At 38.0% G+C, this 26,750-nt stretch carries 25 protein-coding genes; 14 read left to right on the forward strand and 11 right to left on the reverse strand.

The window, feature by feature from the left end; all coding sequences use genetic code 11:
* Window positions 1-234: 234 nt before the first annotated feature.
* Both lpdA and LQ227_RS06480 read right to left on the reverse strand, forming a co-directional pair.
* Window positions 235-1,641 carry a dihydrolipoyl dehydrogenase gene (lpdA, locus tag LQ227_RS06475; protein WP_230142035.1) on the reverse strand — a complete coding sequence of 469 codons (1,407 nt, stop codon included), beginning with the start codon at window positions 1,639-1,641 and terminating at the stop codon, window positions 235-237.
* Between the two features lie 312 nt (window positions 1,642-1,953).
* The gene (locus LQ227_RS06480) at window positions 1,954-2,352 is read right to left on the reverse strand and encodes a hypothetical protein (protein ID WP_230142037.1); all 399 of its coding nucleotides are present in this window, start codon (window positions 2,350-2,352) and stop codon (window positions 1,954-1,956) included.
* Between the two features lie 146 nt (window positions 2,353-2,498).
* On the opposite strand from LQ227_RS06480, the gene LQ227_RS06485 reads away from it, so the two are divergent.
* Both LQ227_RS06485 and LQ227_RS06490 read left to right on the forward strand, forming a co-directional pair.
* Window positions 2,499-4,514, forward strand: a complete 2,016-nt coding sequence (locus tag LQ227_RS06485) for a sensor histidine kinase (RefSeq protein ID WP_230142039.1) — start codon at window positions 2,499-2,501, stop codon at window positions 4,512-4,514.
* Complete coding sequence (locus LQ227_RS06490) at window positions 4,507-5,139, forward strand: response regulator transcription factor (protein ID WP_230142042.1); 633 nt, start codon at window positions 4,507-4,509, stop codon at window positions 5,137-5,139. Before LQ227_RS06485 ends, LQ227_RS06490 begins: the two co-directional genes overlap by 8 nt.
* Before the next feature lie 98 nt (window positions 5,140-5,237).
* Here LQ227_RS06490 and LQ227_RS06495 read toward each other — a convergent pair whose 3' ends face one another.
* From LQ227_RS06495 to LQ227_RS06520, 6 genes are all read right to left on the reverse strand, one after another.
* Window positions 5,238-5,594 carry a VOC family protein gene (locus LQ227_RS06495; RefSeq protein WP_230142044.1) on the reverse strand — a complete coding sequence of 119 codons (357 nt, stop codon included), beginning with the start codon at window positions 5,592-5,594 and terminating at the stop codon, window positions 5,238-5,240.
* A 62-nt stretch (window positions 5,595-5,656) separates the two neighbouring features.
* Window positions 5,657-6,208, reverse strand: coding sequence for a Crp/Fnr family transcriptional regulator (locus LQ227_RS06500; RefSeq protein ID WP_230142047.1), 552 nt, complete (start codon window positions 6,206-6,208; stop codon window positions 5,657-5,659).
* Between the two features lie 38 nt (window positions 6,209-6,246).
* Window positions 6,247-6,855: a DUF2306 domain-containing protein gene (locus tag LQ227_RS06505; RefSeq protein ID WP_230146635.1), complete on the reverse strand. Its 609-nt coding sequence runs from the start codon at window positions 6,853-6,855 to the stop codon at window positions 6,247-6,249.
* A 44-nt stretch (window positions 6,856-6,899) separates the two neighbouring features.
* A complete protein-coding gene (locus tag LQ227_RS06510; protein ID WP_230142052.1) occupies window positions 6,900-7,565 on the reverse strand; it encodes an HAD family phosphatase in 666 nt (221 codons plus the stop codon).
* A 25-nt stretch (window positions 7,566-7,590) separates the two neighbouring features.
* Window positions 7,591-8,751, reverse strand: a complete 1,161-nt coding sequence (locus LQ227_RS06515; protein WP_230148771.1) for an esterase-like activity of phytase family protein — start codon at window positions 8,749-8,751, stop codon at window positions 7,591-7,593.
* Between the two features lie 238 nt (window positions 8,752-8,989).
* Window positions 8,990-9,826, reverse strand: coding sequence for a DUF6515 family protein (locus LQ227_RS06520; protein WP_230142057.1), 837 nt, complete (start codon window positions 9,824-9,826; stop codon window positions 8,990-8,992).
* Window positions 9,827-10,066: 240 nt separating this feature from the next.
* Here LQ227_RS06520 and LQ227_RS06525 point away from each other — a divergent pair, with 240 nt between their 5' ends.
* From LQ227_RS06525 to LQ227_RS06555, 7 genes are all read left to right on the forward strand, one after another.
* Window positions 10,067-11,938, forward strand: coding sequence for a CocE/NonD family hydrolase (locus tag LQ227_RS06525; RefSeq protein ID WP_230148773.1), 1,872 nt, complete (start codon window positions 10,067-10,069; stop codon window positions 11,936-11,938).
* A gap of 178 nt (window positions 11,939-12,116) precedes the next feature.
* Entirely contained in the window at window positions 12,117-13,982 is a 1,866-nt protein-coding gene (locus LQ227_RS06530; RefSeq protein ID WP_230148775.1) for a CocE/NonD family hydrolase, read from the forward strand.
* Window positions 13,983-14,049: 67 nt separating this feature from the next.
* The gene (locus LQ227_RS06535; RefSeq protein WP_230148777.1) at window positions 14,050-15,702 is read left to right on the forward strand and encodes a M1 family metallopeptidase; all 1,653 of its coding nucleotides are present in this window, start codon (window positions 14,050-14,052) and stop codon (window positions 15,700-15,702) included.
* 193 nt (window positions 15,703-15,895) lie between these two features.
* Entirely contained in the window at window positions 15,896-16,627 is a 732-nt protein-coding gene (locus LQ227_RS06540; RefSeq protein WP_230148779.1) for a head GIN domain-containing protein, read from the forward strand.
* Window positions 16,628-16,780: 153 nt separating this feature from the next.
* A complete protein-coding gene (locus tag LQ227_RS06545; protein WP_230148781.1) occupies window positions 16,781-17,233 on the forward strand; it encodes a DUF1572 family protein in 453 nt (150 codons plus the stop codon).
* Window positions 17,234-17,340: 107 nt separating this feature from the next.
* Window positions 17,341-17,610: a hypothetical protein gene (locus LQ227_RS06550; RefSeq protein WP_230148783.1), complete on the forward strand. Its 270-nt coding sequence runs from the start codon at window positions 17,341-17,343 to the stop codon at window positions 17,608-17,610.
* Window positions 17,594-18,418 carry an aminoglycoside 6-adenylyltransferase gene (locus tag LQ227_RS06555; RefSeq protein WP_230148785.1) on the forward strand — a complete coding sequence of 275 codons (825 nt, stop codon included), beginning with the start codon at window positions 17,594-17,596 and terminating at the stop codon, window positions 18,416-18,418. The genes LQ227_RS06550 and LQ227_RS06555 overlap by 17 nt, the downstream gene beginning before the upstream one ends.
* Before the next feature lie 102 nt (window positions 18,419-18,520).
* Here LQ227_RS06555 and LQ227_RS06560 read toward each other — a convergent pair whose 3' ends face one another.
* The gene (locus LQ227_RS06560; RefSeq protein ID WP_230142081.1) at window positions 18,521-19,411 is read right to left on the reverse strand and encodes a hypothetical protein; all 891 of its coding nucleotides are present in this window, start codon (window positions 19,409-19,411) and stop codon (window positions 18,521-18,523) included.
* An 85-nt stretch (window positions 19,412-19,496) separates the two neighbouring features.
* Window positions 19,497-20,204 (reverse strand): DUF2490 domain-containing protein, encoded by a 708-nt coding sequence (locus LQ227_RS06565; protein ID WP_230148787.1) that lies wholly within the window; start codon window positions 20,202-20,204, stop codon window positions 19,497-19,499.
* Between the two features lie 370 nt (window positions 20,205-20,574).
* On the opposite strand from LQ227_RS06565, the gene fabV reads away from it, so the two are divergent.
* The 5 genes from fabV (at window position 20,575) to LQ227_RS06590 (ending at window position 25,210) form a co-directional block, all read left to right on the forward strand.
* Window positions 20,575-21,768, forward strand: coding sequence for an enoyl-ACP reductase FabV (fabV, locus tag LQ227_RS06570; RefSeq protein WP_230148789.1), 1,194 nt, complete (start codon window positions 20,575-20,577; stop codon window positions 21,766-21,768).
* Window positions 21,769-21,885: 117 nt separating this feature from the next.
* A complete protein-coding gene (locus tag LQ227_RS06575) occupies window positions 21,886-22,425 on the forward strand; it encodes a GNAT family N-acetyltransferase (protein WP_230148791.1) in 540 nt (179 codons plus the stop codon).
* Window positions 22,426-23,070: 645 nt separating this feature from the next.
* Window positions 23,071-23,523, forward strand: coding sequence for a cold-shock protein (locus LQ227_RS06580; protein ID WP_029277369.1), 453 nt, complete (start codon window positions 23,071-23,073; stop codon window positions 23,521-23,523).
* 588 nt (window positions 23,524-24,111) lie between these two features.
* Window positions 24,112-24,798 (forward strand): SIMPL domain-containing protein, encoded by a 687-nt coding sequence (locus tag LQ227_RS06585; RefSeq protein ID WP_230142090.1) that lies wholly within the window; start codon window positions 24,112-24,114, stop codon window positions 24,796-24,798.
* Window positions 24,799-24,895: 97 nt separating this feature from the next.
* Window positions 24,896-25,210 carry a seryl-tRNA synthetase gene (locus tag LQ227_RS06590; protein ID WP_029277363.1) on the forward strand — a complete coding sequence of 105 codons (315 nt, stop codon included), beginning with the start codon at window positions 24,896-24,898 and terminating at the stop codon, window positions 25,208-25,210.
* 189 nt (window positions 25,211-25,399) lie between these two features.
* Here the strand turns inward: LQ227_RS06590 and serS are convergent, their stop codons facing one another.
* The gene (gene serS, locus LQ227_RS06595) at window positions 25,400-26,671 is read right to left on the reverse strand and encodes a serine--tRNA ligase (RefSeq protein WP_230148793.1); all 1,272 of its coding nucleotides are present in this window, start codon (window positions 26,669-26,671) and stop codon (window positions 25,400-25,402) included.
* Window positions 26,672-26,750: the final 79 nt, after the last annotated feature.

Raw genomic sequence — 26,750 nt, forward strand, 5'->3', positions numbered from 1 at the left:
TTTCGAAGAGTTGTCAACTTTAATAATCAACTTGTTAGAAAGTTGACAACTCTAAAATTAAAAAAGCCGACAATTTCTTATCGGCTTTAGGTTTTTGCATGAGGGATAGCAGTGTAAATCCTTTTGTTGTTAGCTGAAAGCACAACAAAAGATTGAAACGTATAGCCCGACCCTTGCGCAGCTTGGGACATGCCCAAAATATTAAATTAATTAATCGACAGTAACATCGATCGATTAAATATGTATGGCTCTATTATCAGTTGCGGCAAGTGCTGCTTCTTTTAAGGCTTCTGTATAGGTTGGGTGGGCATGGCAGGTACGTGCAATATCTTCTGCAGATGCACGGAATTCCATTGCAATAACTGCTTCTGCAATCATATCTGCTGCACGTGGGCCAATCATGTGTACACCTAAAACTTCATCAGTAGTGGCATCGGCCAAAACTTTAATGAAACCATCGGTATCCATACTCGCTTTTGCACGTCCGCTGGCTTTGAAAGGGAATGAACCTGCTTTATATTTAACACCTTTTTCCTTTAACTGCTCCTCGGTTAAACCTACAGAAGCAACCTCTGGCCAGGTATAAACTACACCAGGAATTAAGTTATAATTGATATGTGGTTTCTGACCGGCAATTGTTTCGGCAACATAAGTACCTTCATCTTCTGCTTTGTGAGCCAACATGGCGCCGGTAATTACATCGCCAATAGCATAAACACCTTTAACCGAAGTTTCTAAATGTTCGTTAACCGGAATTTTTTTACCTCTTTCTTCAACAGTGATACCGATTTTATCTAAACCTAAACCTTCGCTATAAGCCGTACGACCAACAGCAACGATACAATAATCGGCTTCTAAAGAAATGGATTCGCCCTTAGGGGTATCAGCCGTAACAGTTACCGTTTTACCTTTTGTGGCAGCGCCGGTTACTTTGTGGCCCATGTAAAACTCCATGCCTAAAGTTTTCTTTAACACACGCTGAAGTTCTTTACCCAAACCAGCATCCATAGTACCGATGATAGATGGTAAAAACTCAACAACAGATACTTTTGTACCTAAACGGGCGTATACCGAACCTAACTCTAAACCGATTACACCACCGCCGATTACCACCATCGTTTTTGGCACTTCTTTAATATTTAAAGCTTCGGTTGAAGTTATAATGCGTTTTTTATCGATTGGTAAGAACGGTAAAGCTGTTGGTTTAGAACCCGTAGCAATAATTACGTTTTTAGCAGATAGGGTTTCTGTAGAACCATCGGCTTTAGTTACCAGAATGGTATTTTTATCAACAAAAGAACCTACACCTTCGAAAGAATCGATTTTATTTTTCTTGAACAAATAAGTGATGCCTGCTGTATTTTGGGCAACAACATCGTCTTTACGGGCGATCATTTGTTTCATATCAACCTTTAAATCTTTTAAGTTGATACCGTGGGTAGTGAATGTGTGAGCAGCGTTGTGAAAATGCTCTGAAGAATCTAACAAAGCCTTAGATGGAATACAACCTACATTTAAGCAAGTGCCTCCAAAAGTTTTATATTTTTCAACAACTGCAGTTTTTAAACCTAACTGAGCACAACGGATTGCGCCTACATAACCGCCCGGCCCTGAACCGATAACAACGACATCGTATTGCATAATTTTTTGAGAATTTTGATTAGCCAAATGTAGGGAAAAAAGGCGGAAAGCTGAAAGTCCATCGTGCAATAGAAATCGGTTTCTTAGTCATTGGTTTATAAGTTATTGGCCTATAGCAATAGCTTATGGTTCAATATTGAGGCTCAATAGGATAATTCATAAAAGTTCAAAAGTCCATAGGTTGATGAGCGTATGAAAACATTTTACTTTAAGACTATAAAATGTTTTGATCTAACCCAAACAAACCTAATGGACTAATGAACCCCAAATGCCATTATAAATAAACTAATGACGAGTGAATTAATGAACCAACTACAATCCTAACGATGCTGATGCGCTTAAGATTGCACCGCTAGATGTGCCTTCTCTTTTTAATTCTCCATCAACATAAATCTGCGCTTTTAGCGTAGAATTTGCATTGGCACCTGTCGCACTTGCGGCAATGTTTATAGAAATGGTTCCTGCTGGCACTGTAATTTCCTGACTTGTCCAGGTAGTTCCGCTAAGGCTTGTTGCCGTGGTAATCTGCGAATCGTAGCCGTAAACCACAGTGCTAATGTTGCTACCTGCTGATGCTTCGAGTTTAAAAACCACCTTGTGTGAAGATTTTGACGGCGACTCGCCTTCATCTTTTTTACACGACATTAAACCTGTAAACAACACTAAGGCAAAAAAAGAAAGTACAAATGTTTTAATTTTGATGTTTTTCATAATTAGATTTAAAAAATAGAACTACAAATTAACAAATGAGCACTTTGCCCTGCAATAACCAGATTATACCATTTTTTTCTACCTGATTTCAGGTATATTACTGGTTTAATTTCTGGTTGATAAATAAAGCGTGCATTTTTAGTTTAATGAGAAATTATATCATCTTTCTGGCGTTACTGATTTTCTATTCGCTGAATAGCCTGGCGCAGCTGCAAACGGCCGACCAAAAATATACGGATAGCTTAAATCGCATCTTAAGCAGTGGCTCGCGCGATAGTATTAAAGCGGAGGCGGGTTTTAAACTAACTGATTTCTGGGTAGATCATGATAGTACCAAAGCAGTAATATATTTGAACAGGGCAAGAACCTGGAGCAAAAAGTATCCTTTGCTTGTGGCCAGATCATATTGGTATGAAGCTTTGATCTACCTGGACCGGAATTATACAAAGGCTGAAAAACTACTCATCCACACAGATTCGTTATTGAGCAAGTTTAACACAAAGGGCGTTTATCGGTTAAGGTCGACGGTGTGGCATAACTATGCCTTAATTCAACAGCATAAAGACGATCTTAAAACAACGCTCGATATACTGATTAACCGCGTTTTACCACTTTCTAAAAAAGCTGGAGACAAAGATTTTTTAGGCACCGAATACATCTCAATCGGAACGGTATTTACAAACCTTGGCCAATACGAAAAAGCAACACCATACCTGCAACAAGGCCTAAATGCATTAAAAGACACATCTCCTGATAAATATTATCTGCTGGTTAATGCGTACCTCACAACTGCAGGAAACCATTATCACCTAAAAAATTATAGCCTCACCAAAAAACACCTCGATCTTGCCAAAACCATACTTGATAAATCAAACCATGTGGCTACAGGCTATCCGATGGCAGTATTTTGGCTCGACTATTACAAAAGTACAACGCGTTATTTTATTGACACCAAACAACTTTCGCTTGCACTGGTTGATGCGGATAGGGCCATTAAACTGGCCGAAAAGCTAAATGACAATTATTCTTTGCAGGAAGTAATATTTGAAAAATACAGGATCCTTTTTAAACAGAAAAATATTGTCATGGCTAAAAAAACATTGCTTCAAATTATCAATCAGCCAGAAATAAATACATTAGCAACAAATAAGCTCAAAATGACCGAAGCGCTTGCAGAAGTAAACTATGCCAATGGTGATATAAAAGAGGCTTATAATTGGATAAATAAGAGCAAAGTACTGAGTGACAGCCTAAATGAGAGTAAACTAAAAGCAGATATTAATGCACTGGAAATTAAATATAAAAATGCAGAGAACCAGAAAAAAATAGCCAGTTTAAATACAGAAAAGAAACAAAATGCATTAATTATTAAGAACAATAAAACAACAAATATTCTATTAATCGCGGCATCATTCTTTCTTTTAATCAGTGTTATCCTGTTATACTTTTATTTTAGAGGTTATAAAAAACTTGCAGAGCAAAGAACAATAAATTATAAGCAGAAAGTGGCCGAATTACAACAAAAACAGCAATTGGAAATTAGCAAAGCCATGCTCAATGCCGAAGAAAAAGAAAGAAACAGGGTAGCGCAGGACTTACACGATGGTTTAGGGGGAATGTTATCAGGTTTAAAAATTAATTTATCCAACTGGGCAAAACACAGGGATATGCAATTGCATGATGTAGAACTACAAAGAATCGTTAATCAGCTGGATAATTCAGTTACCGAATTAAGGCACATTGCCCGGAATATGATGCCACAAACGTTATTAAAATTCGGATTGGAAACGGCATTAAAAGACCTGGCAGAATCGGCGATGAGCAAGCATATGCATATCGATTTTCAAGCACTCAATATCTCTAAACATATTGCACTTGAAGAACAGATAATCATTTATAGGGTTGTACAGGAAATACTCACCAATACACTAAAACATGCTCAAGCTTCTGAAGTAGTTTTACAGTGCAGTGAAAATAAAAAACGGTTTTATATCACGGTTGAGGATGATGGAATTGGTTTTGATACCTCAACCTATAAAAAAGGATTAGGAATAGAAAACATTAAAAATAGGATAGCCTATCTTAAAGGCACTTTCGAAATCGATTCGCACCCTGGCAATGGTACAACTATAAATATCGAAATTCCAATCAGTTATGAGTAACGTCATTAAATTAGCTGTTGTTGATGACCATCCGATCGTCATACAAGGAATCGTTTCCTTAATCAACAACCTCGAAAATATGCATGTAGTGGGCAGTTTCCAGTCAGGCAGCGCATTAATTTCCTTTTTAAATAACCACGAAATAGATATTGTACTGCTTGATATTATGTTACCTGATGGTAATGGAATTGAACTATGCGCACAGGTTAAAAAATTATCGCCCAAAACGGTCGTGATTGCCATTAGCAACCATACCGAAAGAAGCATAATTATGCAGATTTTGCAAAATGGGGCGAGTGGTTACATTTTAAAAAATGCCTCAGTAGAGGAATTAAAAAACGGCATTGAAACTGCACTTAGAGGAGAATTGGCCTTTAGCAGAGAAGTTATAGAAATTATTGCCAAGCCTTCAGTAAATGATTTAAAACGGCGGCCAAAATTTACCAAGCGCGAAAAACAGATCCTTCAGTTAATTGCACAGGGAAAAACGACCGCAGGCATAGCCGATGAACTTTTTCTAAGTCCGCTAACAGTAGAAACGCACCGCCGTAATATGATGCAGAAACTAGATGTTAAAAATTCTATCGAATTGATCAATATCGCTACCGAACAGTTGCTAATTTAATTTGGAACTGGAGTTTGGGGCTTGGAGTAGATTACGCTGTTAACAATCAACGCTTAACAATGAGCCATAAAAATTGACCAATGAATTAATGCCCCTTCTTAAACCCCCTGTCCGAAGGTAAGTAAATTATTATCCGGATCAAGCATCGCGAATTCTTTCTGCCCCCATGGTTTTGTTTGTAAGCTTCCATTGGGATGAATGCCTTGTTTAGTTTCGAGCATAGATTTGTACAGCCCATCAATATCGTTTGTACGGATATAAACCTGGCCGTAGTTTTCTTTCGGATCTAGTGTTTCGAACAGAAAAAAGTGAATCTGAACCTGGTCTTTTTGTACCATCAGGTAATCTTTAAAATCGGCACTTCCAATGTCTTTAAAGCCTAATTTATTTACATAAAAATCTCTGGTGATTGCTTTATCACGCATGGGAAGTTTTGGATTAATATCTGTTAGCATATTTTTTTATTTCAAAAATCGGTATTTTTCCGAAAAGCTGCGCTTGATCCAGATCAGGAAATTCATTGATTTGCCCTTACCCTACTCAATGTTTCAGGGGCAATTTTAAGGTATGAAGCAATCATTTTGACCGGAAAAACCTGTACAATGAGCGGTTTGGCATTTTTAATATAATTATATTTTTCAACTGGGTTTAACGAACGATCAAATAAATATGTCCTGTTATTGGGCTGGTCAAAAATTCTACCTAGGCTTAAAAAGGACTGTGATTTGGCAATTAACTGATGTAAATTAGTTAAACTAAGCTCCAGCACTTCAGATTTCTCAAAGGCCTTGATCGTTGTATCGGAAGGTTTTTGCGCTATCAGACTTGAATGATTGTACATCCACTCTTTTGGTAAATGCAGATCAATAATTGTTTCCGCGGTATCGTTAGAATGAAATTGAAAAAAAGATCCCGATAAAATGAAATAAACAGATTGACAAATTTCGCCAAGATGCAAGAGCACGTCGTTTTTACGGAACGACTTTCTGACACTATATTCTTCAAAAAGAAGCAGGTCGTGAGATGAAAAAGATCCGACACTAGCTAAAATTTCCTGGGCTGACATCATAAACTAAATTATTGCAGAGGATGGAGCGTCAAAATAACTTATTGATTAGCGGTTCTTCTGGTGATTAAATAGGCAACAATCAGATTAGGAATCCAGCATAACCAGGCAACAACCAGGTAGGCTTTTGAAAAATCGCCATAAACCATTGTCAAAAGTGGTAGCCAAATCCTCAATGTCACAGCAGCAAAACAAGCTGCATAACTATAAACCATCATTTTTTGATGTTTTTCAATTTCTGCGCTTTTGATGTGTAAATAAGCCTTTAAAGTAGTGTAAAGCCAAACGATGCCTAAACAAATAAATCCAGCTGAAGAAACCCATCCTCCTGTTGCAAAAAAGCCAATATAAATACCCGCTAGTGCGCTAAGCAGTACAGCGACCACATAAACTTTACCCAGTTTTCGGTGAAGTGCCATACGCCTATTTCTCATTTTCGGACTAAATTGTGTCCAACCGATAAATAAAGCGATTCCTCCGAAAATGATATGCATATAAAAACCAATGTTCCAGAAAGTATTGGTCAACAAGTCAACCGACTTTGAATTTAACAACCCAAATTTCCTATCCATCAAAAAGTAAATCGCTGGGTAGAGTCCAATCAGCAATGCGAAGGTTGCAAATAAAATCCATAATCCTTTTTTTACCATACAACGTTCTATTGCTTTATACTAAGCTAGTTAATTTTCAAGAACTAAATCAATTCCTTTTGCAGCATAAACTCTTTGGCATTCGCAAAGCTGAGGAACAATTCGTCAGCTATTTTTAGTTTTTGATGTGCCCGTACATTGCTCTGAATGGCGTAACAGGTTATGCCCGCAGCCAGAGCAGATTTAACCCCATTTAAAGTATCTTCAAAAACAAGGCACTCATCTTTTTCAAAACCCAATCGCGCTACACAAAGATTATAACTTTCGGGATCAGGCTTAGATTTACTTACATCTGTTCTGGTAATAAATAAACTGAAATACTTAGCCAGACCATTACGCTCAAAAACGGCTTCAACATCAATTTTCGGACTAGCCGTAACCACAGCCAGGGTAAGTCCTTTTTCGTAGGCAAACTTGATAAATTCTAATGCAAAGGGCATTAACTGAATATCTGTTGTTCTAAAACCATCAAAAGTTATCTTTTCTCTTCTGTTAATGAAGCCTTCTAACTCTTCTTCAATTTTATACCTGTCTATTATAGTCTTTGCATTTTTGGGCAAGGGTATTCCAGCGTAATTTGTTAACCAATCCTTAAAATCCAGCGCAACTTCGTATTCACACAAAAACTTATTCCAACAATCGAAATGAAACTTCTCAGAATCAATTAATGTACCATCTAAATCGAATAGTATTGCTTTTATTTTACTCATTATAAATTTTTAACAGGAATGATGATTATGGAATGATCTCAAATAAGAAAAATTGCTGTGCCTGAGATTTACCGAAATTATTATCAACACAAAAAATTAATGATTGGTGTCCATTTGGTAATTTTGGTCCAAATGTTACACCTTCAAAATTATCGATGTGTCGCTTTAAGGAATCAAAATCAAAAAGCAATTTTTTGGTTAATGGCCGAGGAGGATTTTGCACAAAAGAGTTATTTTCGATTTCATTTTCAGCACTCCGTAAATCAACCAGGTAAAGTTTTAAAAAGGTATGATCATCGTGGCCTTTTGCCCAGGCTCTTTCCATTACCAAAAGCGTATGATTATTAATGGCTAGTATTTCAGAAATTCCATTTACATTCCAATCGTTTTCAACGGTAGGTTTAACCGGCATTGCACCCAGATTATAAGCATATTGGGTAATATTCTTTTTAGTAGCTACATCAAATTTTAAAATCCGCGTTAAGGCTTTATCATATTCAAAAGCAGCCTGAGGTCCATCCTGATAAAGTGGTTCTTCTAAACTGGCATACAATGTTTTGTACTGATCGGCATAAGTTAAACCTTCAAATAAAGCATTTTTGCGAGGCCCACTTTCGGTCTTTGTAAAATGAAAGCCTTTAGGCATTGGAATGGTGTCCAGAAACTTTCCATCTGTAGAAATAAAGGTTAAGCTCGGCTGAACTATCGTCGTATCCCCATCTTTAAACAACCTTTCTCCCTCACTGCTCCAAATCCATTGTTGGGTTAAGGGGTTATAACGAACCGATTCGCCATCAGGTTTTACCCTTTTATCAGTTCCGTATTTAGGGTATGGTTTTCCGTTTGCCTGTAAGATATAAGTAACACCAGTTACCCGAACGGTATCGATCTTATTTTCTTTGATATCAATCTTTGCGGTATAAATCCTCGCCGGACTATGTTGTGATGGATCATCACTGATCATGTAATACTGGTTTTGCTTTACATCGTAATCAATCCCCGACAAACCACCAACAACTGTATTTTGGAAAATTGGATTTAAGGGCATAATGTATTCATCCAAAAACTTTACAGACGAAATACTGGTTTCATTTTGCTTAACCGCAGCATACTTAGTTGTAGAACAAGATGAGAGCACAATGGTAAGAACCGAATAAACAAAGAAGAACTGCGATACAGGTTTCAAATCGAAATGTTTAGGCCGTAAAAATATGGATTTTTTGCTGCAAAAAGTCTATCTTAAGAGATTGAGAATATTAAGAAAGCTACTTTTTCCGGTGGTGTCAGATGTTATCATCTGACACTATCCATTTAATTTCTTTCGGATATAAAACAAAAACAGTCGGATGGTAACATCCAACTGCACATTTACTGGAATTATAAGTGGTGTCAGATGTTACCATCTGACACTGATAAAACTCAGATTAAAATAACTTACCAATTACACGGTAAGTAATATTTGTTCCATCTACTATTTCTTCATAATAAACATCATCAGGCGAAACAAAATACTTTTCGTTTTTAATGGTTACTTCTCTGCATCCTTCTGGTAGTTGATTAATTATATCGCCTATATTATGCGTATCAACCGGACCATCCGTTGTGTTTAAAATACCGTCTTTTCCAGCAACCACATATACAGTTTTACCATCAGCATTTTCTTTTTGGGTATAATAAACGCCTTTGTATTCGTAATAATCAACACCATTAATGGTAACCAGATTAGCATCCGATGGTAAATTCGGCACCTCAGCACCAACTGGTGGGGTTACCACTTCGTATTGACTGTTGTTTTGTTGATAGAACAATCCGCCAGAATAATAGAACTGGTTGGCGCCATAATAAAACGGATAATAGCCATAAGGCAATACGCCAATCCTAAAACCTAAAAATGGCCTGTAAAAATTGTAATAGCTATAATACGGTCTGTAATAAGGCCTTCCATAACCCGGGCGATAACCATAACCTGGCCTACCATATGCTGAACCTGGGCGATAACCTGGTCTGTTATAACTGTAATTAGGTCTTGGTGGACGACCGCCATTACTCGGTGCATAACTACCTCTACTTGGCGCATGCATAGATGGTTGTCTGGAAATAGAACCACCGCCTCTTGATGGGCTTATCGAAGCAGATCTACCACCTCCGGAAGAACCTCCACTCCTACTTGGCCGCTGTGCAGAAACGCTCTCAATACTTAAGGTTGCAATCATCGCTGCTGCAGCGAAAACAACCAATCCTTTATTTAATAACCTGTTCATTATTTTGTGTTTATGTAGATTATGTATATGACGGTGAAAACTCCTAAAAGATTATCCCTTAACACTATTTAACTAAATTTTGATAAAGTGATGACGAAGGGAAGATTTTAATGGCAAAATACATCACAAATATTCCATTTTACATGATTCCATCTTTGCTAACAAACCTTTTACGGGCTATTTTTTCTAATCAACCACTAATCACCTATATTTAAATTTTATTCCTAAAAACTAGCTTAAATGAACCTTACCAGAATTTTCAGTCTTTTATTTTGTCTGTTTATTTCTAATGAATTAATAGCCCAGCAAACCGATTCGGCATATGTTAGAGAAAACTATACTAAAATAGAACGCCAGATCCCCATGCGCGATGGGGTTAAACTCTTCACTTCCATTTATATACCCAAAAATCAAACCAAAAAATATCCATTTTTAATTAACCGAACACCCTATACCGTTGCGCCTTATGGTGAAGATAAATATAAGCTGAGTTTGGGTAATTTTCCGGCGATGATGCGTGAGGGATTTATTTTTGTATATCAAGATGTGAGGGGCCGATGGATGAGTGAGGGCACTTTTGCCGATATCCGTCCTCAACTGGTTGGAAAAAAATCTAAAACAGCTATTGATGAAAGTACAGATACTTACGACACCATCGACTGGTTGGTTAAAAACGTGAAAGGCAACAATGGCAATGCGGGTATTTATGGCATTTCGTATCCTGGGTTTTATTCTACCACTTCATTGCCAAATGCACACCCTGCGCTAAAGGCCGTTTCGCCTCAGGCACCAGTTACCGATTGGTTTATGGGTGATGATTTCCACCACCGTGGTACATTATTCCTAATGGATGCTTTCAGTTTTATGGGCAATTTTGGTGTGCCGAGACCTAAACCGATTACACCAGATAAAGGACCTAAAGGTTTTCAGTTTCCCATTCAAGACAATTATCGCTTTTATTTAGAAGCTGGATCGGTTAAGAACCTAAAAGACAAATATTTTGCAGATAGTATTAAATTCTGGAATGATTTGTTTAAACACCCGAACCTGGACACCTTCTGGAAAACACGTTTAATTACCCCGCATTTAACCAACGTAAAACCTGCAGTGATGGTGGTTGGTGGCTTTTTCGATGCCGAAGATGCCTATGGAACTTTTGATACTTACAAAGCAATTGAGAAACAGAATCCTGGCGCCAATAATATCCTGGTTGCAGGACCTTGGTTCCATGGCGGCTGGGTACGTAGTGATGGTTCTTATTTCGGCGATATCCCTTTCGGTAAAACCACCAGTATCGATTACCAGGAGCAATACGAACTGCCTTTCTTTAAACATTATTTAAAAGGTGAAGGCGATTTTAATGCAGCAGAAGCCAATATTTTTGTAACCGGAAGTAACGAATGGAAAAAGTTCAAAACATGGCCACCACAAGAAGTAGAAAACAAAAACCTGTATTTACAACCTAATGGAAAGCTCAGTTTCGAAAAAGTGGGCAGAACCGATAGCTGGGATGAATATGTGAGCGATCCCAATAATCCTGTACCTTACCAGGATGGCATTCAGGCCAAACGTACCCGCGAGTACATGATCGATGATCAGCGTTTTGCTGCCCGCCGTCCGGATGTGAAAACTTACCAAAGCGACGCTTTAACAGAAGACATTACCTTAACCGGTCCTGTTTTGGCCAATCTCGTGGTTTCTACTACTGGAACAGATGCCGATTATGTAGTTAAACTGATTGATGTTTATCCTGAAGATGCACCAAATCCAGAACCTAACCCTAAAAACCTGATTATGGGTGGTTACGAAATGCTGGTGCGGGGAGAAATTATGCGCGGAAAATACCGTAACAGTTTCGAAAAACCTGAGCCATTTGTTCCTGGTGCCATCACAAAAGTAAATTACCCTTTACCCGATGTGGCGCATACCTTTAAAAAAGGCCATAAAATTATGATCCAGATCCAAAACTCATGGTTCCCTTTAGCTGATCGTAATCCACAGAAATTTATGGATATCTATCAGGCAGAACCACAGGATTTTCAAAAAGCTACACACAAAATTTATCACGACGTGCACAACAGTTCGTTTATTACCGTTTCGGTGTTGAAGTAAAATATTGGATTCTTAATCCCGCGGTTCGTCATTCCCAACTTAATTGGGAATCATAATGCTTTAAGATTCCCGCCTGCGCGGGAATGACGCCTGAGTTTAAAATAGATAGCAAATAACTATGGCCTTGGTTCGTGTCACCACAAACCAAACACATAAATAACTAACTTATTATAATAAAATGAAATACTTAAAACTAATGATTATCCTGCTTTCGGCATCTTCTGCTTTTGCGCAAAGTGATACAGGATATCCAAAAGCTAATTACACCAAAAAAGAAGTTTATATCCCAATGCGCGATGGAACTAAACTTTTTACCGCCATCTACACACCTAAAGATGCCGCCAAGAATAAAAAATATCCGATGATAATGCAACGTACCTGTTATAGCGTTGCCCCATATGGCGAAGATAAATTTCCTGCAAAATTAGGCCCATCAGAATTGATGATGAAAGAGGGTTATATCATGGTGTATCAGGATGTACGCGGTCGCTGGAAAAGTGAAGGTGCCTGGACAAATATGACCCCTGTTATCGATAACAAAAAAAGCAAAAAAGAGGTTGATGAAGGTTCTGATACTTACGATACCATCGATTGGCTGGTTAAAAACGTAGCCAATAACAACGGCAAAGTTGGCCAATGGGGAATTTCTTATCCAGGCTTTTATACTGCTGCAGGAATTTTGAGCAATCACCCTGCTTTAAAAGCCTCATCGCCACAAGCGCCGATTTCAGATTTCTTTTTTGATGATTTCCACCACAACGGATCATTTTTGCAGAGCTATTTCATGACTTTTCCAGTATTTGGTGTGCAAAAAACCGATACTACCTCTAAAGCCTGGTACAATAACCAGTTAATTCTTCCAAAAACAAAAGATGGTTATCAGTTTGCTTTAGATTTAGGCCCTTTAAGCAATGCAGACAAATATTACAAGGATAATTTTTTCTGGCAAGAAACCGTTAGCCACCCAAACTATGATGAGTTTTGGCAAAAACGTGGATTATTAAAACATTACAACACCATTAAACCTGCGGTAATGGTAGTTGGTGGCTGGTACGATGCCGAAGATCTGTCTGGCCCGTTAAACATTTATAAAACCATCGAAAAGAAAAACCCTAATGCCTACAATACGATTGTAATGGGACCATTTGGACACGGAAGATGGAGCCGCGAAACCGGTCATACCATGCATAGCAATGTGTATTTCGGAGATAGCATTGCAACCTTCTATCAGAAAGAAATTGAAGCTAAATTCTTTAATCACTTCTTAAAAGGAAATGGCGATAAAAACACTGGCCTGCCTGAAGCCTATATGTTCGATACCGGCAAAAAACAATGGGAAACTTTTACCAAATGGCCAACTGAAAAGGCGACTAAACAAAAATTATATCTAGGTGCAGATGGTAAGCTTAGCATGACTGCACCCGGTGCGGCTGGTTCAGTAAACTACATTAGCGATCCATTAAAGCCAGTTCCATATACCGAAGATTTAACTACAACATTGGGCTTTACGCCACACAATTACATGAGTGAAGACCAACGTTTTGCGGGCAGAAGACCAGATGTGTTGGTTTATCAAACCGATGTATTGGATAACGATATTACCTTGGGAGGCGAAATTATGTCGCACCTTAAAATTGCAACCACAGGTACCGATGCAGATTTTATTGTAAAGCTGATCGATGTTTATCCTGCCGATGAGCCGAACAACCCTTACATGCCAAACAAGAATATCGTTTTGAGCAATTACTGGCAAATGGTACGTTCGGAAGTTATGCCTGCCCGCTTCCGCAATAGTTTCGAAAAACCCGAGGCCTTGGTAGCCAACCAGAAAACCGATGTGAACTTTCAGCTACAGGATGTATTACACACCTTTAAAAAAGGACACCGGATTATGATCCAGGTGCAGAGTACAGCATTCCCTTTATTTGCACGTAATCCACAAAAATTTGTAGAAAACCCATATAAAGCAACAGAAGCCGATTATATTAAAGCTACGCAAACTGTATTTAATGATAGTTTTATCGAAGTTGATGTGATAAAATAAGCCTACGCTCGTTTCTTAACGAGCGTGCAATTACAATCGTTTATAACGATCAACAAAAACATAACAAATGAGAAAGTTACTATTCATCCTTGTCATCAGCATCAGCGTTTCGGCTGTACAGGCACAGATGCTTGGCAAAAACCAGGTAAACTCAAGGGCCGATAGCCTCCGCGGAACACTTACCCCTTTACGTACCTGCTACGACATTAATTATTACCACCTAGATGTGAAGATCGATATCGACCAAAAATCAGTTAGCGGAAGCAATGAATTTGCTTTTACTGCCACCCAGGATTTTACCAAATTGCAGTTCGACCTTTTTGATAACCTAAAAGTTGATAAAGTAGTGTACAAAGGCGCCGATTTACCTTTTACCCGGGAATACAATGCGGTTTTTGTAACTTTCCCTAAAGCAGTTAAAAAAGGAAGTAAAGATAGATTTATCGTTTTCTATTCTGGTAATCCTACTGTTGCCAAAACACCCCCCTGGGATGGTGGTTTTATCTTCAAAAAAGATGAAGCAGGCAATCCTTTTGTTTCTGTAGCCTGCCAGGGTTTAGGCGCAAGTGTATGGTGGCCAAATAAAGATCACCAGAGCGATGAAGTAGATAGTATGTTAATCAGCATTAGTGTTCCCAAAACTTTGCAGGAAATATCTAATGGAAGGCTGAGAAATACTTTAGATAAACCGGATGGTTACAAACAACACAATTGGTTTGTCGCTAATCCCATCAACAACTATGATGTAACCTTTTACATTGGCAAATATGCTCACTGGCAAGATAGTTACGATGGTGAAAATGGAAAACTCAGCATCGATTACTGGGCGCTGCAAACCGATAGCGCCAAAGCCCGCCCACATTGGGATGCCGATGTTAAACCGATGCTAAAATGTTTCGAATATTGGTTTGGTCCTTACCCATGGTACAAAGACGGTTACAAACTGGTTCAGGCACCACATTTAGGGATGGAACACCAAAGCGCAGTAGCTTATGGCAATCAGTTTAAACCAGGTTATCTAGGTAAAGATTTAAGCGGTACCGGCCACGGCTTAAAGTGGGATTTCATCACCATTCACGAGAGCGGCCACGAATGGTTCGGTAATAATATCACCTCAAAAGATATCGCCGATATGTGGATTCACGAAGGTTTTACCAATTATTCGGAGGTATTGTTTACCGAATGTACCGAGAACAAAGCGGCTGCTGATGAATATGTAATCGGATTACAGAAAATTATCCAAAACGATATTCCGGTTATTGGCCCATACGGTGTAAATAAAGAAGGCTCGGGCGATATGTATCCCAAAGGTGCAAATTTGATTAGTACCATTCGTCAGTTAATTAATAACGATGAAAAGTTCAGACAGATTCTTCGCGGGCTAAGCAAAACATTTTACCATCAAACGGTAACTACTGCTCAGATCGAAAATTACATAGCCAAACAAAGTGGGCTTAAACTGGATAAAGTTTTCGATCAGTATTTACGTTTTACCAAAATCCCTGTTTTAGAATATAAAATCGATAATGGGACTTTATCTTATCGTTGGATAACCGACGTTAAAGGTTTTGATATGCCCGTACGCGTAACATTAAAAACAGGTGCTTATACCTTGATTAAACCTACAAACGATTGGAAAACACTTAAAGTGGATGCCAGCATAAATGCAGATAATTTCAAACACGATCCGTTGTTTTATGTTAACCTCAAAAAAGTATAATGCATCCCCCCAGGACAGACTTGCGAAGTTTCAAAGGCCACCAGCACAGGCAACTTCGCAAGTCGCCTCAGCACGAGCATAGCCTGAAGTGAAGGATCGACCAAATAAATTTCATCTTATGCAACTTTTCGACAAAACCATCGTCTTATAAGAAAAAGCTCATTATTTATCTAAAAAAATAAAATCTATATCCATGAAAAAAGTATTTGCAATATTATTGGCATCCTTAACATTAACCTCTAGTATTAATGTAATTGCTAAAAATCAGATCAGCATCAACACTTCAAAAAATAACGGCGATGACAGAGATGTAAAAAACTTCAACGGAGTTGCTGCAGCAGGCCCAATAAACGTAATTGTAACCTTGGGCAATAGCGAAAGCTGTCGTTTAGAAGGCGATGCTGAGGCATTGGCCTCAATTGTTACCGAAGTAAAAGGCAACGTTTTGGTTATCCGCCCGCAAACCAGTATTACCAGCTGGACTAGAAAATACGAAGGCAAAAAAATCACAGCTTACGTAACGGCAAAAGAGTTGGCCAGCTTAACTGTAAGTGGAGATGGCAACTTAAGCGTTAATGGAAAAATCAGCACAGGTAGTCTAACTACAACTGTAAGCGGTTCGGGAAGCATTAAAGCAACCGCCGATGTAGACAATTACAATGGTGTAATTAGCGGTTCTGGTGCAATAAATATTACAGGTAGTGCAGATCATGCAAAAGTAGTAATCAGCAGCTCAGGTACCTTTGCCGGTAAATCTTTTTCTACAAAAACTTTAACCAGTACCATCAGTGGTTCAGGAACCGTAAATATCGCCGTAAGCGAAAGCATTAGAGCAGTAATCAGCGGATCAGGAAGCGTAAATTACTCTGGCAATCCAAGTGTGGATAAAACTATTGTTGGCTCAGGCGGGGTAAGAAAAGTATAAATTAAGCTTTTAATAGAGAAACACCTGCAAGAAATTGTAGGTGTTTTTTTTTGCCAATATTTGAAACTTGCTTTGAAAAACACATAAACTAATTACGCCTTCAAATATTTATATTCGCCTAACAACATCTCATAATCCCCAAAGAATTTTCATATGCTCATCGACACCTTAAAAACACTTTTCAACTGTGATTTAAACAAGCTAAAATCCGAAATCGAGTCGTATAAAAACGAGGCGAACTTGTGGATTATAGATAAAAGCATTGCAAACTCAGCAGGGAACCTTTGCCTGCATTTAATCGGAAACCTCAATACTTATATCGGCGCAACTCTAGGGGGCAGCAATTACATCCGCAACCGCGAACTGGAGTTTTCATTAAGAGATGTTCCTAAACAGGAGCTTACCAACATGATTGAAGCAACTATAATTGTGGTTAACGAAACACTGGGTAAAATAACAGAAGAGCAGCTCAATAGCGAATACCCAATGTTGGTATTTCAGGAGAAAACATCAACCGAATTCTTCCTGGTTCACCTTGCCACACATTTAGCCTATCACTTGGGGCAGATCAATTACCACCGAAGATTATTGGATGACGAACTGTAGTCAGGCGCTATGCGTCCAGCATAAAGTGATCTACGCTAGATCGTCATTGCGAACAGAAGCATAGGGCCATGCGCAAGAGTGAAGCAATCTTTTTATAAAATACATTAATGAAAATAACCAAAGCCGTCATATACCTAACCATCTTGTTATTGATCATTTCTACTTTAGCAACATTAAAACTGGAGGCCGCATCTGATGGTTTAGATCAATACGGTTTCCCTTTTACTTTCTACGATAGTTTTTCTGGAAAGTGCGATAATTGCTATGAGAATTTTGGTTTTAAACCATTCAATCTGCTTTTGGATTTTTTATTTGCCTTTATTTGTGCCTATGTAATAGTTAGGCTTAAAAGTACATTTAGTGAAAACCAGCATTAAAATAGTAGTTAAATTACCCATGACACAACAACGCTTTGCCCAAAACGCAACCAAAATATTAAAAAGCGATGAATCTGTTATTGGTTTAGCTGTGGGTGGCTCCTGGCTCAGCAACGAAATCGACGAATTTTCAGACCTCGATCTGATTTTGGTTACCAAAGAAAAACTATCAACAGATAAATCGAAAATGCTGCAATATGCCAGCCTTCTTGGCGATTTAATTTCTGCATTTACTGGAGAGCATGTTGGTGAACCGCGTGTATTGATCTGCCTTTACGACAAGCCATTGCTCCATGTTGACATTAAGTTTTTAACCCTTGATGAATTTGCTTCAAGAGTAGAAAACCCTATGCTATTAATCGACCGAGACAACCAATTACTGCAAATCCTCGATCAAACCGAAGCTAAATTCCCTTACCCCGATTACCAATGGATTGAAGACCGCTTTTGGACCTGGATGCATTATGCCCTTTTAAAAATTGGCAGAGGTGAGTATCTGGAAGCCTTAGATTTCTTCGGCTTTTTAAGAATGATAGTGTTTGGCCCTTTACTGCACATCAAAAACAACAACCTACCACGAGGTGTGCGTAAAGTAGAATCGCAGCTTCCTCCCGAAGATTTTAGCTTGCTTAAAGATACCGTTGCCGAATACAACAAAACATCTTTAATTACTGCGTTAGAAAATGCGATAGCGCTTTATAAAAACCTGAGAGGTGATCTTTATACTGGAAACATCAAACAGAACCAAAAGGCAGAAGATGCTGTAATGCAGTATTTAGCCAAAATAAAACACAGCCGTTCAGAATGACAAATTAAATAATATAAAATTCTCTGTGCCTTCCGAGTTTCCGTGGCAATTTTAAATCACCCCCAAAACAAAAAAGAAGGCTTAAGCCTCCTTCAATATCTTTTAAAACTGAACCCCGATCAGCCACATATTTTCGATGTAATTAATCTTCTGACTAGCCTTATCATACTCATCCCAGCCAGTGGTATGCACATTGGTTAAATTGGTAGCGCCGAACTTAGTGGTATTTTGTAGGTAAACGTTTTTCCAAACATAAAACTTAAGTCCAACTTTTGCAGAAACACCGTAACCCGAAATACTGAAGTGGTTATTTCTGCCCTGTCCGAACAAACGTACATCTGAACGCGGAACCATCATGCCACCACCTAAACCGGTTTCTAAGGTTAAGGAAGTATTGCCGCCCGGAGCCACCCAAATATCATCATAACGCTCAATTTCGATATTCGCGTAATTAAACCCGTCAGTATGCTCGTAGGTTAACATGCTCTCTTTAACATTAATGTTTTGTCCGTTATAATCACCGGCCAAATTACCTGTAGGCGTATTGGTTGGAGAAATATTTGGCCCGATGTGACCGGTGATCGCCACCGTTTGCGGGATGTCCATTACGTATTTCATGTGGTCCCAACCGATTGAAATACTGTAGTTATCTTTGATAAAATAACCTGCACGGATATTATATTGCGGTACGGTGATAAGTCCAGGGTTTAAATAAGCCCAGCTCAATTTCGATTGTCTGTCATGTGCAACTACATCTTTTAAAGTAAAATCGTAGTTCGGGCCTTGAAACCTGATATCGCTTTTACCATACCACGAACTGTTGTATCCCCAGTGAAAAAAGAAATCGCCTTTACGCGAAAAATTCCTTTTATGCTCAGGATTAAATAAACTTTTTGAGGTTGGGGTATGATCAGTTGAAGACGTCTGAATCTCTTGAGCCTGCATCCGCTTGCCAAACAAGAGTGCTAAAAATAGAATGGTAAATCTTTTCACGCGGCAAATTGAGCAAAAAGCCTAATCAATTACAACAGCTTTAACATTTTGTAAGAGTTGTTGTACAAAAAATGACTTTAAAACATTAAAACCTCGTGTAAACAGCCAGTTGAATAATATTGTTTACCGTATTATTTGAAACGCCATGGGTAGCCTGGTTCATATAACCAGCTTCCAAATCAAACTGTTTCGAAAAACGATAACCTGCAGCGAGATATAACCTATTCTGATCAAAAATACTATTGTTAATTTTATCCTTATTCTGAATATTTAAAAACACCTCGTTCTGTAAAGCCACAAATGGTCCTTTAGTAAACGTTGGTTGTGTTTTTTGCAGCGGTTGGATCAACCTGAAAAAATAACGGAAGCGTTGTGAAAACACATCTTCGCCGGTACGGCCAATAAAGCGTTGCTCAAGCCTCAACCTGTGACTGGCAAAAACTGATTTTATTTTATGACTATAAATGTACTGCTCAAATATGCGGTGCTCATGTAGGGTAAGATCAGCGCTCCCTGCCGATTCTGTATGTGTAGTTTGCCATAAATATCCTAATGCTACGTTGTGCTTATTGTTAATAAAATATTGTAAAGCCGGGCGCACCAAGGTATTTCTCAAATAACCCCAATCATCAGCCGAACGCAGTTGAACATCGAACTGAAGCCCCCATTTATCACTAAATTTGGTGTTATTTAAAAGCATAAACCAACCCGAATTTTGATGTTGGGTTTGCGCATAAAGCTTTCCAGAAGCCATGATAACAAACATCATGACAGACAATAATATTTTTTTCATAAGAAGAGATAAACCGGTTCTATCTGTGTGCCGCTAAATTAAGAGAAATATAGTAAAGTGAAAAAAGAGTTGTTAATTAATTAGAAAGTCAGGGGTCGGAGATCTAAAGTTCAAGTCCAGCGTTTGTAGTCCATTGTACAATTTATTAAAAACTGTGCTCTCTATTCTCTGTGTAAAACTCAATATCCTCTGTGGTAAAAACATAACCACCTTTGCGTTTCTTTGCGGTTAAATACGTTCATTATTTAAATTTCATTTAATGTTAAGCGATTAAAAATTTATCTTCGTTAAAGATTTGGGCATTACGGCATTTTCAATACACTTAAAATTGCCCTTATTTTAACATTACAAAACGTAAAATAGAACAAAAATGATTATCGAACCTAGAATGAGGGGCTTTATCTGTTTAACCGCACACCCTGATGGTTGCGCACAAAACGTAAAGAATCAAATTGAATATGTAAAATCTAAAGGAGCTATAGATGGTCCTAAAAAAGTATTGGTAATTGGGGCATCAACCGGTTTTGGTTTAGCTTCGCGTATTGCTGCTGCCTATGGGTCTGACGCTTCTACAATTGGCGTATTTTTCGAAAAAGCACCTTCTGAAGGCAAAACTGCATCACCAGGCTGGTACAATAGTGCAGCTTTTGAAAAAGAAGCACATGCTGCTGGTTTATATGCAAAAAGTATTAATGGCGATGCTTTCTCAAAAGAAATTAAAGAAAAAACAATTGAATTGATCAAAGCTGATCTTGGCCAGGTTGATTTAGTCATTTATAGCCTGGCATCGCCAGTTAGGAAACATCCTGATACAGAAGTACTTCACCGCTCTACCTTAAAACCTATCGGTGGAACTTATACCAATAAAACCGTCGATTTCCACACTGGTAATGTGACCGAAATTTCTATCGAGCCCGCTACCGAAGAAGATATTGCCAATACCGTTGCCGTAATGGGTGGCGAAGATTGGGCCATGTGGATTGATGCATTAAAAACAGAAAACCTACTTGCCAATGGTGCAACAACAGTAGCTTATTCGTACATCGGCCCTGCTTTAACTGAGCCAGTATACCGTAAAGGAACCATCGGCAGAGCTAAAGATGATTTAGAAGCTACTGCTTTTAAAATCAGCGATAAACTAAAAGATATTGATGGCAAAGCTTATGTATCGGTTAATAAAGCATTGGTAACACAGGCAAGTTCTGCTATTCCGGTAATCCCGTTATATATTTCATTGTTGTACAAAGTAATGAAAGCCGAAGGTGTGCACGAAGGTACAATTGAGCAGATCCAACGTTTATACGCAGAACGCTTATATACCGGAAGCCCTATCCCTGTTGATGAGAAAGGAAGAATCAGAATAGACGATTGGGAAATGCGTGAAGATATCCAGGCTAAAGTTGCAGAACTTTGGAAAGAAGCAACAACCGAAACTTTACCGGCAATAGGTGATTTACCAGGTTACAGATCTGATTTCTTAAGCTTATTCGGTTTCGAAATTGATAAAGTTGATTATCAAAAAGATGCACAGGAAGTGGTAGAAATTGAAGGCTTAGTAAATTAATAAAGGCGTCATTTCGACTGAAGTGCAACGCAATGGAGAAATCTATTACCTTGCCTAAATAATACTATTACAATAAACGGCTGGCCCTATAGCCAGCCGTTTTTATATCCAAACTATATGAATTTCGATTTACAGCCTACATTGGCAAACGATTTAATTACTATAGTTCCCTTAAAAGAAGAGGATTTTGAAGCCCTTTTTGCGGTAGCTTCTGATCCCTTGATTTGGGAGCAGCATCCAAACAAAGACCGGTATAAAAGAGAGGTTTTCGAAAATTTCTTTAAAGGTGCAATAGAATCGAAGGGTGCTTTTATTGTTTATGAAAAAGAAAGCAACAAAATTGTGGGCAGTTCAAGGTACTACGAATTGGATGAAACAGACCATTCAGTTGCCGTTGGTTACACTTTTATTGCCCGCGAGTTTTGGGGAAAGGGGCATAATAAGGCTTTAAAAACTTTAATGTTTGATTATGCTTTTCAATTTGTGGATAAAGTAATCTTACATATCGGCGCTACTAATTTCCGTTCACAAAAAGCGACTGAAAAATTAGGAGCCGTTAAAATCGCCGAATTAGAGGTAGCCTATTATGGTGAGCCCTTAAAATGGAATTTTGTTTATCAGGTGGATAAAGATAAGTGGGTAAATAAAGTTTCTTAAAGTTTAACCACAGATTTTCACAGAAAGAGTCTGCCACGGAAAAGGTATAAACATTCGATCGTCCTCGTTTGTCACAAAGTGATTCCTTTTGAATAAAGAGGAAGACCAAGGGTTTGCATTTGTAATGCAGTAAGTAGCTAATTAATAGCAGGTTTTAACCACAAATTTTCACATATCAACATAGATACGATGTCCTCCTCATCTGTGTTCATCCACTTCACCTGTGGTAAAAAGAAAAAACTACTGGCAGCAAAGACACTTAATTTAGGAAAAAATTAATTCCGTGTAAACCCGTGCTTCCCTGGCAAATACTAATTTTAACTACTGATTTTTTCAAAAAAAAGCCTGCCACGGAAACACTGAATCCACAGAAAATGTATAAACCTCAACCCAACATCTGTGCTCATCCTCTCCATCTGTGGTGAAAAAAAAGACAATCGCCTCAAAAAACACACAAGGTTAAAGAATAGATCTTAATTCCGTGTAAATCTATGCTTCCGTGGCAAACAGATTTATAATCACCTGTGGTTCGCATCCAAATGACAAGAGCATAACCGAATAAAATCGTGTTTATGCTTTAGTATTGTTATCTTTGTATAATTCTCCATTCCACTCACCCTTCAAAACAAAACAATTAAATAAAATATGGCTAAATCTCAGGCAACATACAGTAAAAAAGAGAACGAAAAAAAACGATTAAAAAAACAAAAAGACAAACAAGAGAAAAAAGAAGAGCGCCAAGCTAATGCAAAAAAAGGTTTAGCGCTTGAAGATATGATGGCTTATGTTGATGAAAACGGAAACATCTCTTCTACTCCACCAGATCCGAAGAAAAAGAAAGTAATTAATACAGAAGATATTCAGATCGGTATTTCAAGACAAGAGGACATCATCGATGAAAATCCTGTTAAAAAAGGAACAGTTACTTTCTTTAACGACAGTAAAGGTTACGGTTTTATTAAAAACACTGAAACACAAGACAGTATTTTTGTTCACGCAAACGGTTTAATCACCCAGATTAAAGAAGGTGATAAAGTTACGTTCGAAGTAGAAATGGGTCAAAAAGGGCCAACTGCTGTTAAAGTATCAAAGGTTTAACAACCACAATTCAATTCTTTTTGCAGTTTCTAATTGCAAAACATGATTAAAATTCTGCAGAAAACTCTGCTGCGCTAGGTTTTATAACCATTTATAATTCCGTCTATTTAAGCATAAAACCTTGCGCATAATTTTACTCTCTCTCTATTTATTTTAGAAAATCAGGTTTCAATGTGCATTGGCCAATTCGGTCACGCCGTCGCTATTTTCCTCGTTTCACTGCACTTTCATTCCGGGCTATCTGCCTTGTCGGGTTTAGGTGGCTAGAACAATAGCTTTTTTTAATGGATGAAATATCTGAATGAATATTTGTACGATAAGAGAATAATATTTTTCAGGTTAAAACTTATTCCTGTAACGATCGCTAAAGTTTGATAGATCTTTTTCGATAGTAGCATAATCCGTTGTTAATAAACCCGATAACAACGGCAGCTCCCGATTTTTCTCCGGGGCTAAAGTGTATAGCGGGACAGGTTTTGCCCTGAAATACTGACGCTCATTTCCAAAAAAATAAAAAAAATGATAATCTCGGTGTGGAATTTGTGCACGGCTTACATCATTACAGTACACACAAAGAAAAATTGAATTATGAAAAAGTTAATAGCACTTGCACTGGTTGCATTTTTAGGATTATCATCAGCGATGGCTCAACAAGTAGATTTACGCAGAAAAATTAATGTTAGCGGAACTGCAGAAACAGAAGTAACACCAGATATTATTTATATCGGCATTTCACTTAAAGAATACTTAAACGGAAAGAAAAAAGTAGACATTACAGAATTGGAAAAACAATTGTATGCCGCTGTACAAAAAGCAGGCATTGCAAAAGAAAATTTAACCATCAGCAATTTAAGCAGCTGGAATTATGCTACAGAAAAAAAGAAAAACCCCGATTTCTTAGCCAGCAAACAATACCGCTTAAAAGTTAGTGATCTAAACAAGTTTAATGCAATATTAGAATCAATAGATGCCAAAGGAATCTCCAACACGAATATTGAAAGCTACGATTACTCTAAAATTGAAACCATAAAAAAAGAGCTTAAAATTAAAGCTTTATTGGCAGCAAAAGAGAAAGCAGCTTATATGGTTGAGGCTTTAGGCGATAAATTAGGTGGCGTAATTGAGATACAAGATGGTGGAGACAATGTAATACAACCTGTTTACAGAAATTATGCGATGAAAGCTGAAATGGCCGATGCTGCTGGCGCTCCTGAAATTGATTTCAAAAAAATTAAACTGAATTTCACCGTAAATGCCATTTTCGAGATCAAATAAGACGTTTTACAGCTAAATCAATGCTTTTTAAAACCTACCAGAACATTTTGGTAGGTTTTTTGTTACGTAGAGGTCGAACACTAAAAAATTAAATATTATGAAAAAATTCATCTACACGTTAGCCTTGGTTTTCTCTTTAGGCATTAGTTTTAATTCAGCTCAGGCAGCTGATAAACCTGCGAAAAATCCAACAGAATTAACTGCCGAACAAGCAGTGAAACTGGAAAGAATTAAAACCCGTGTTGAAGAGATCAGAGACATGGACAAATCGAACTTAACAAGAGCAGAACGTAAAGCTTTACGTAGCGAGTTAAGAGAATTAAAAGGCCAGGCCCGCGCAGTTTCTGGAGGTGTTTACCTTTCAGTTGGTGCAATCATTATCATCATTTTATTGTTGATCTTGATTTTATAATCAATACCGCATTACACCTATCTATATAAAAACAAAAAGCTTTGCATTGCTGCAAAGCTTTTTTTATGCCATCTTGCGAAGTTTACTCAGCCTTGCGCGAAAGAGAACTTCGCAAGTCTCCGCGTGGCCTAAGCAAAACTAACGAGATTCACTGCCACAAGTCCATTGAAACTTCATTAGTTTCCCTGACTAATCTATAATATCAAAACCGGTATACTTTACTAAAGCCTCCGGAATTTTAATTCCGTTTTCGGTTTGGTAGTTCTCTAAAATAGAAGCCACAATACGTGGTAATGCCAATGCGCTTCCGTTTAATGAGTGAGCCAGTTGTGCCTTCCCTTCTTTTCCTTTAAAGCGTAATTTTAAACGGTTACTCTGATAAGTTTCGAAATTTGATACAGAAGAAACTTCTAACCAACGCTCTTGTGCGGCACTCCAAACCTCCATATCATAAGTCATGGCAGAAGTAAAGCCCATATCGCCACCGCATAAACGCAATACGCGGTAATGTAATCCCAGCTCCTTTAATAAAGACTGAACATATTGGCTCATATCTTCTAAGGTTTCGTAAGATTTATCAGGATGCGTAATCTGTACTACTTCAACCTTATCAAACTGGTGTAAACGGTTTAAACCACGTACATGTGCACCGTATGAGCCCGCTTCTCTACGGAAACAAGGCGTATAAGCGGTATTTTTAATTGGAAGATCTTCTTCTTTAACAATTACATCACGGTATAAATTGGTTACCGGAACTTCGGCTGTTGGAATTAAATATAAATCATCAACAGTTGAATGATACATCTGTCCTTCTTTATCCGGCAACTGTCCCGTACCAAAACCCGAGGCCGCATTAACCAAATGAGGTACCTGCATTTCTTTATAACCTGCTTCAGTAGCATGATCTAAAAAGAAATTAATCAAGGCACGCTGTAACTTTGCCCCTTTTCCTTTATAAACCGGAAAACCTGCACCTGTAATTTTCACACCCAACTCGAAATCGATAATATCATATTTCGCAGCCAATTCCCAGTGCGGCAAAGCCTTGTTTGGTAATTTAGCAGGCGCTCCATGTGTTAGAACAACCTCGTTTTCTTCTGCCGTAGATCCTTGTTTTACCAAATGGTATGGTAAATTTGGCAACTGAACAATTAAATTATGCTGGGCAGCTTCCAGCTCATTTAATTTATCGCTCAGGTTTTTGATATTTTCTTTATGAGAAGCCGTTTGTGCTTTAATTGCCTCTGCTTCTTCTTTTTTACCTGTACGCATTAAATCGCCAATTTGTTTGGCAGCTGCATTCGCTTCAGCAGAAATATTATCCAGGGAAGTTTGTGTAGAACGGCGGTCTTCATCAATTTTAATGATTTCATCTACCAGTTCTGGCTGTTTAAAATTACGGATACTTAAACGTTCTAAAACTTTCTCTCTATTTTCGCGGATATAGTTAACTTGCAGCATTATTTAATTTTTTAAGCAAAGATAGCAAGAGTTTGGAGTTTGGGGTAAGGAGTTTGGAAAAAACTGCAAACCGTTAACT

Source organism: Pedobacter sp. Bi27 (assembly GCF_918698255.1).
Lineage (GTDB): Bacteria > Bacteroidota > Bacteroidia > Sphingobacteriales > Sphingobacteriaceae > Pedobacter.

Excerpts from the sequence above, each read along its gene's own strand:
- lpdA (WP_230142035.1), bottom strand. The coding sequence starts at position 1,641 with ATGCAATACGATGTCGTTGTTATCGGTTCAGGGCCGGGCGGTTATGTA.
- LQ227_RS06480 (WP_230142037.1), bottom strand. The coding sequence starts at position 2,352 with ATGAAAAACATCAAAATTAAAACATTTGTACTTTCTTTTTTTGCCTTA.
- LQ227_RS06485 (WP_230142039.1), top strand. The coding sequence starts at position 2,499 with ATGAGAAATTATATCATCTTTCTGGCGTTACTGATTTTCTATTCGCTG.
- LQ227_RS06490 (WP_230142042.1), top strand. The coding sequence starts at position 4,507 with ATGAGTAACGTCATTAAATTAGCTGTTGTTGATGACCATCCGATCGTC.
- LQ227_RS06495 (WP_230142044.1), bottom strand. The coding sequence starts at position 5,594 with ATGCTAACAGATATTAATCCAAAACTTCCCATGCGTGATAAAGCAATC.
- LQ227_RS06500 (WP_230142047.1), bottom strand. The coding sequence starts at position 6,208 with ATGATGTCAGCCCAGGAAATTTTAGCTAGTGTCGGATCTTTTTCATCT.
- LQ227_RS06505 (WP_230146635.1), bottom strand. The coding sequence starts at position 6,855 with ATGGTAAAAAAAGGATTATGGATTTTATTTGCAACCTTCGCATTGCTG.
- LQ227_RS06510 (WP_230142052.1), bottom strand. The coding sequence starts at position 7,565 with ATGAGTAAAATAAAAGCAATACTATTCGATTTAGATGGTACATTAATT.
- LQ227_RS06520 (WP_230142057.1), bottom strand. The coding sequence starts at position 9,826 with ATGAACAGGTTATTAAATAAAGGATTGGTTGTTTTCGCTGCAGCAGCG.
- LQ227_RS06525 (WP_230148773.1), top strand. The coding sequence starts at position 10,067 with ATGAACCTTACCAGAATTTTCAGTCTTTTATTTTGTCTGTTTATTTCT.
- LQ227_RS06530 (WP_230148775.1), top strand. The coding sequence starts at position 12,117 with ATGAAATACTTAAAACTAATGATTATCCTGCTTTCGGCATCTTCTGCT.
- LQ227_RS06535 (WP_230148777.1), top strand. The coding sequence starts at position 14,050 with ATGAGAAAGTTACTATTCATCCTTGTCATCAGCATCAGCGTTTCGGCT.
- LQ227_RS06540 (WP_230148779.1), top strand. The coding sequence starts at position 15,896 with ATGAAAAAAGTATTTGCAATATTATTGGCATCCTTAACATTAACCTCT.
- LQ227_RS06545 (WP_230148781.1), top strand. The coding sequence starts at position 16,781 with ATGCTCATCGACACCTTAAAAACACTTTTCAACTGTGATTTAAACAAG.
- LQ227_RS06550 (WP_230148783.1), top strand. The coding sequence starts at position 17,341 with ATGAAAATAACCAAAGCCGTCATATACCTAACCATCTTGTTATTGATC.
- LQ227_RS06565 (WP_230148787.1), bottom strand. The coding sequence starts at position 20,204 with ATGAAAAAAATATTATTGTCTGTCATGATGTTTGTTATCATGGCTTCT.
- fabV (WP_230148789.1), top strand. The coding sequence starts at position 20,575 with ATGATTATCGAACCTAGAATGAGGGGCTTTATCTGTTTAACCGCACAC.
- LQ227_RS06575 (WP_230148791.1), top strand. The coding sequence starts at position 21,886 with ATGAATTTCGATTTACAGCCTACATTGGCAAACGATTTAATTACTATA.
- LQ227_RS06580 (WP_029277369.1), top strand. The coding sequence starts at position 23,071 with ATGGCTAAATCTCAGGCAACATACAGTAAAAAAGAGAACGAAAAAAAA.
- LQ227_RS06585 (WP_230142090.1), top strand. The coding sequence starts at position 24,112 with ATGAAAAAGTTAATAGCACTTGCACTGGTTGCATTTTTAGGATTATCA.
- LQ227_RS06590 (WP_029277363.1), top strand. The coding sequence starts at position 24,896 with ATGAAAAAATTCATCTACACGTTAGCCTTGGTTTTCTCTTTAGGCATT.
- serS (WP_230148793.1), bottom strand. The coding sequence starts at position 26,671 with ATGCTGCAAGTTAACTATATCCGCGAAAATAGAGAGAAAGTTTTAGAA.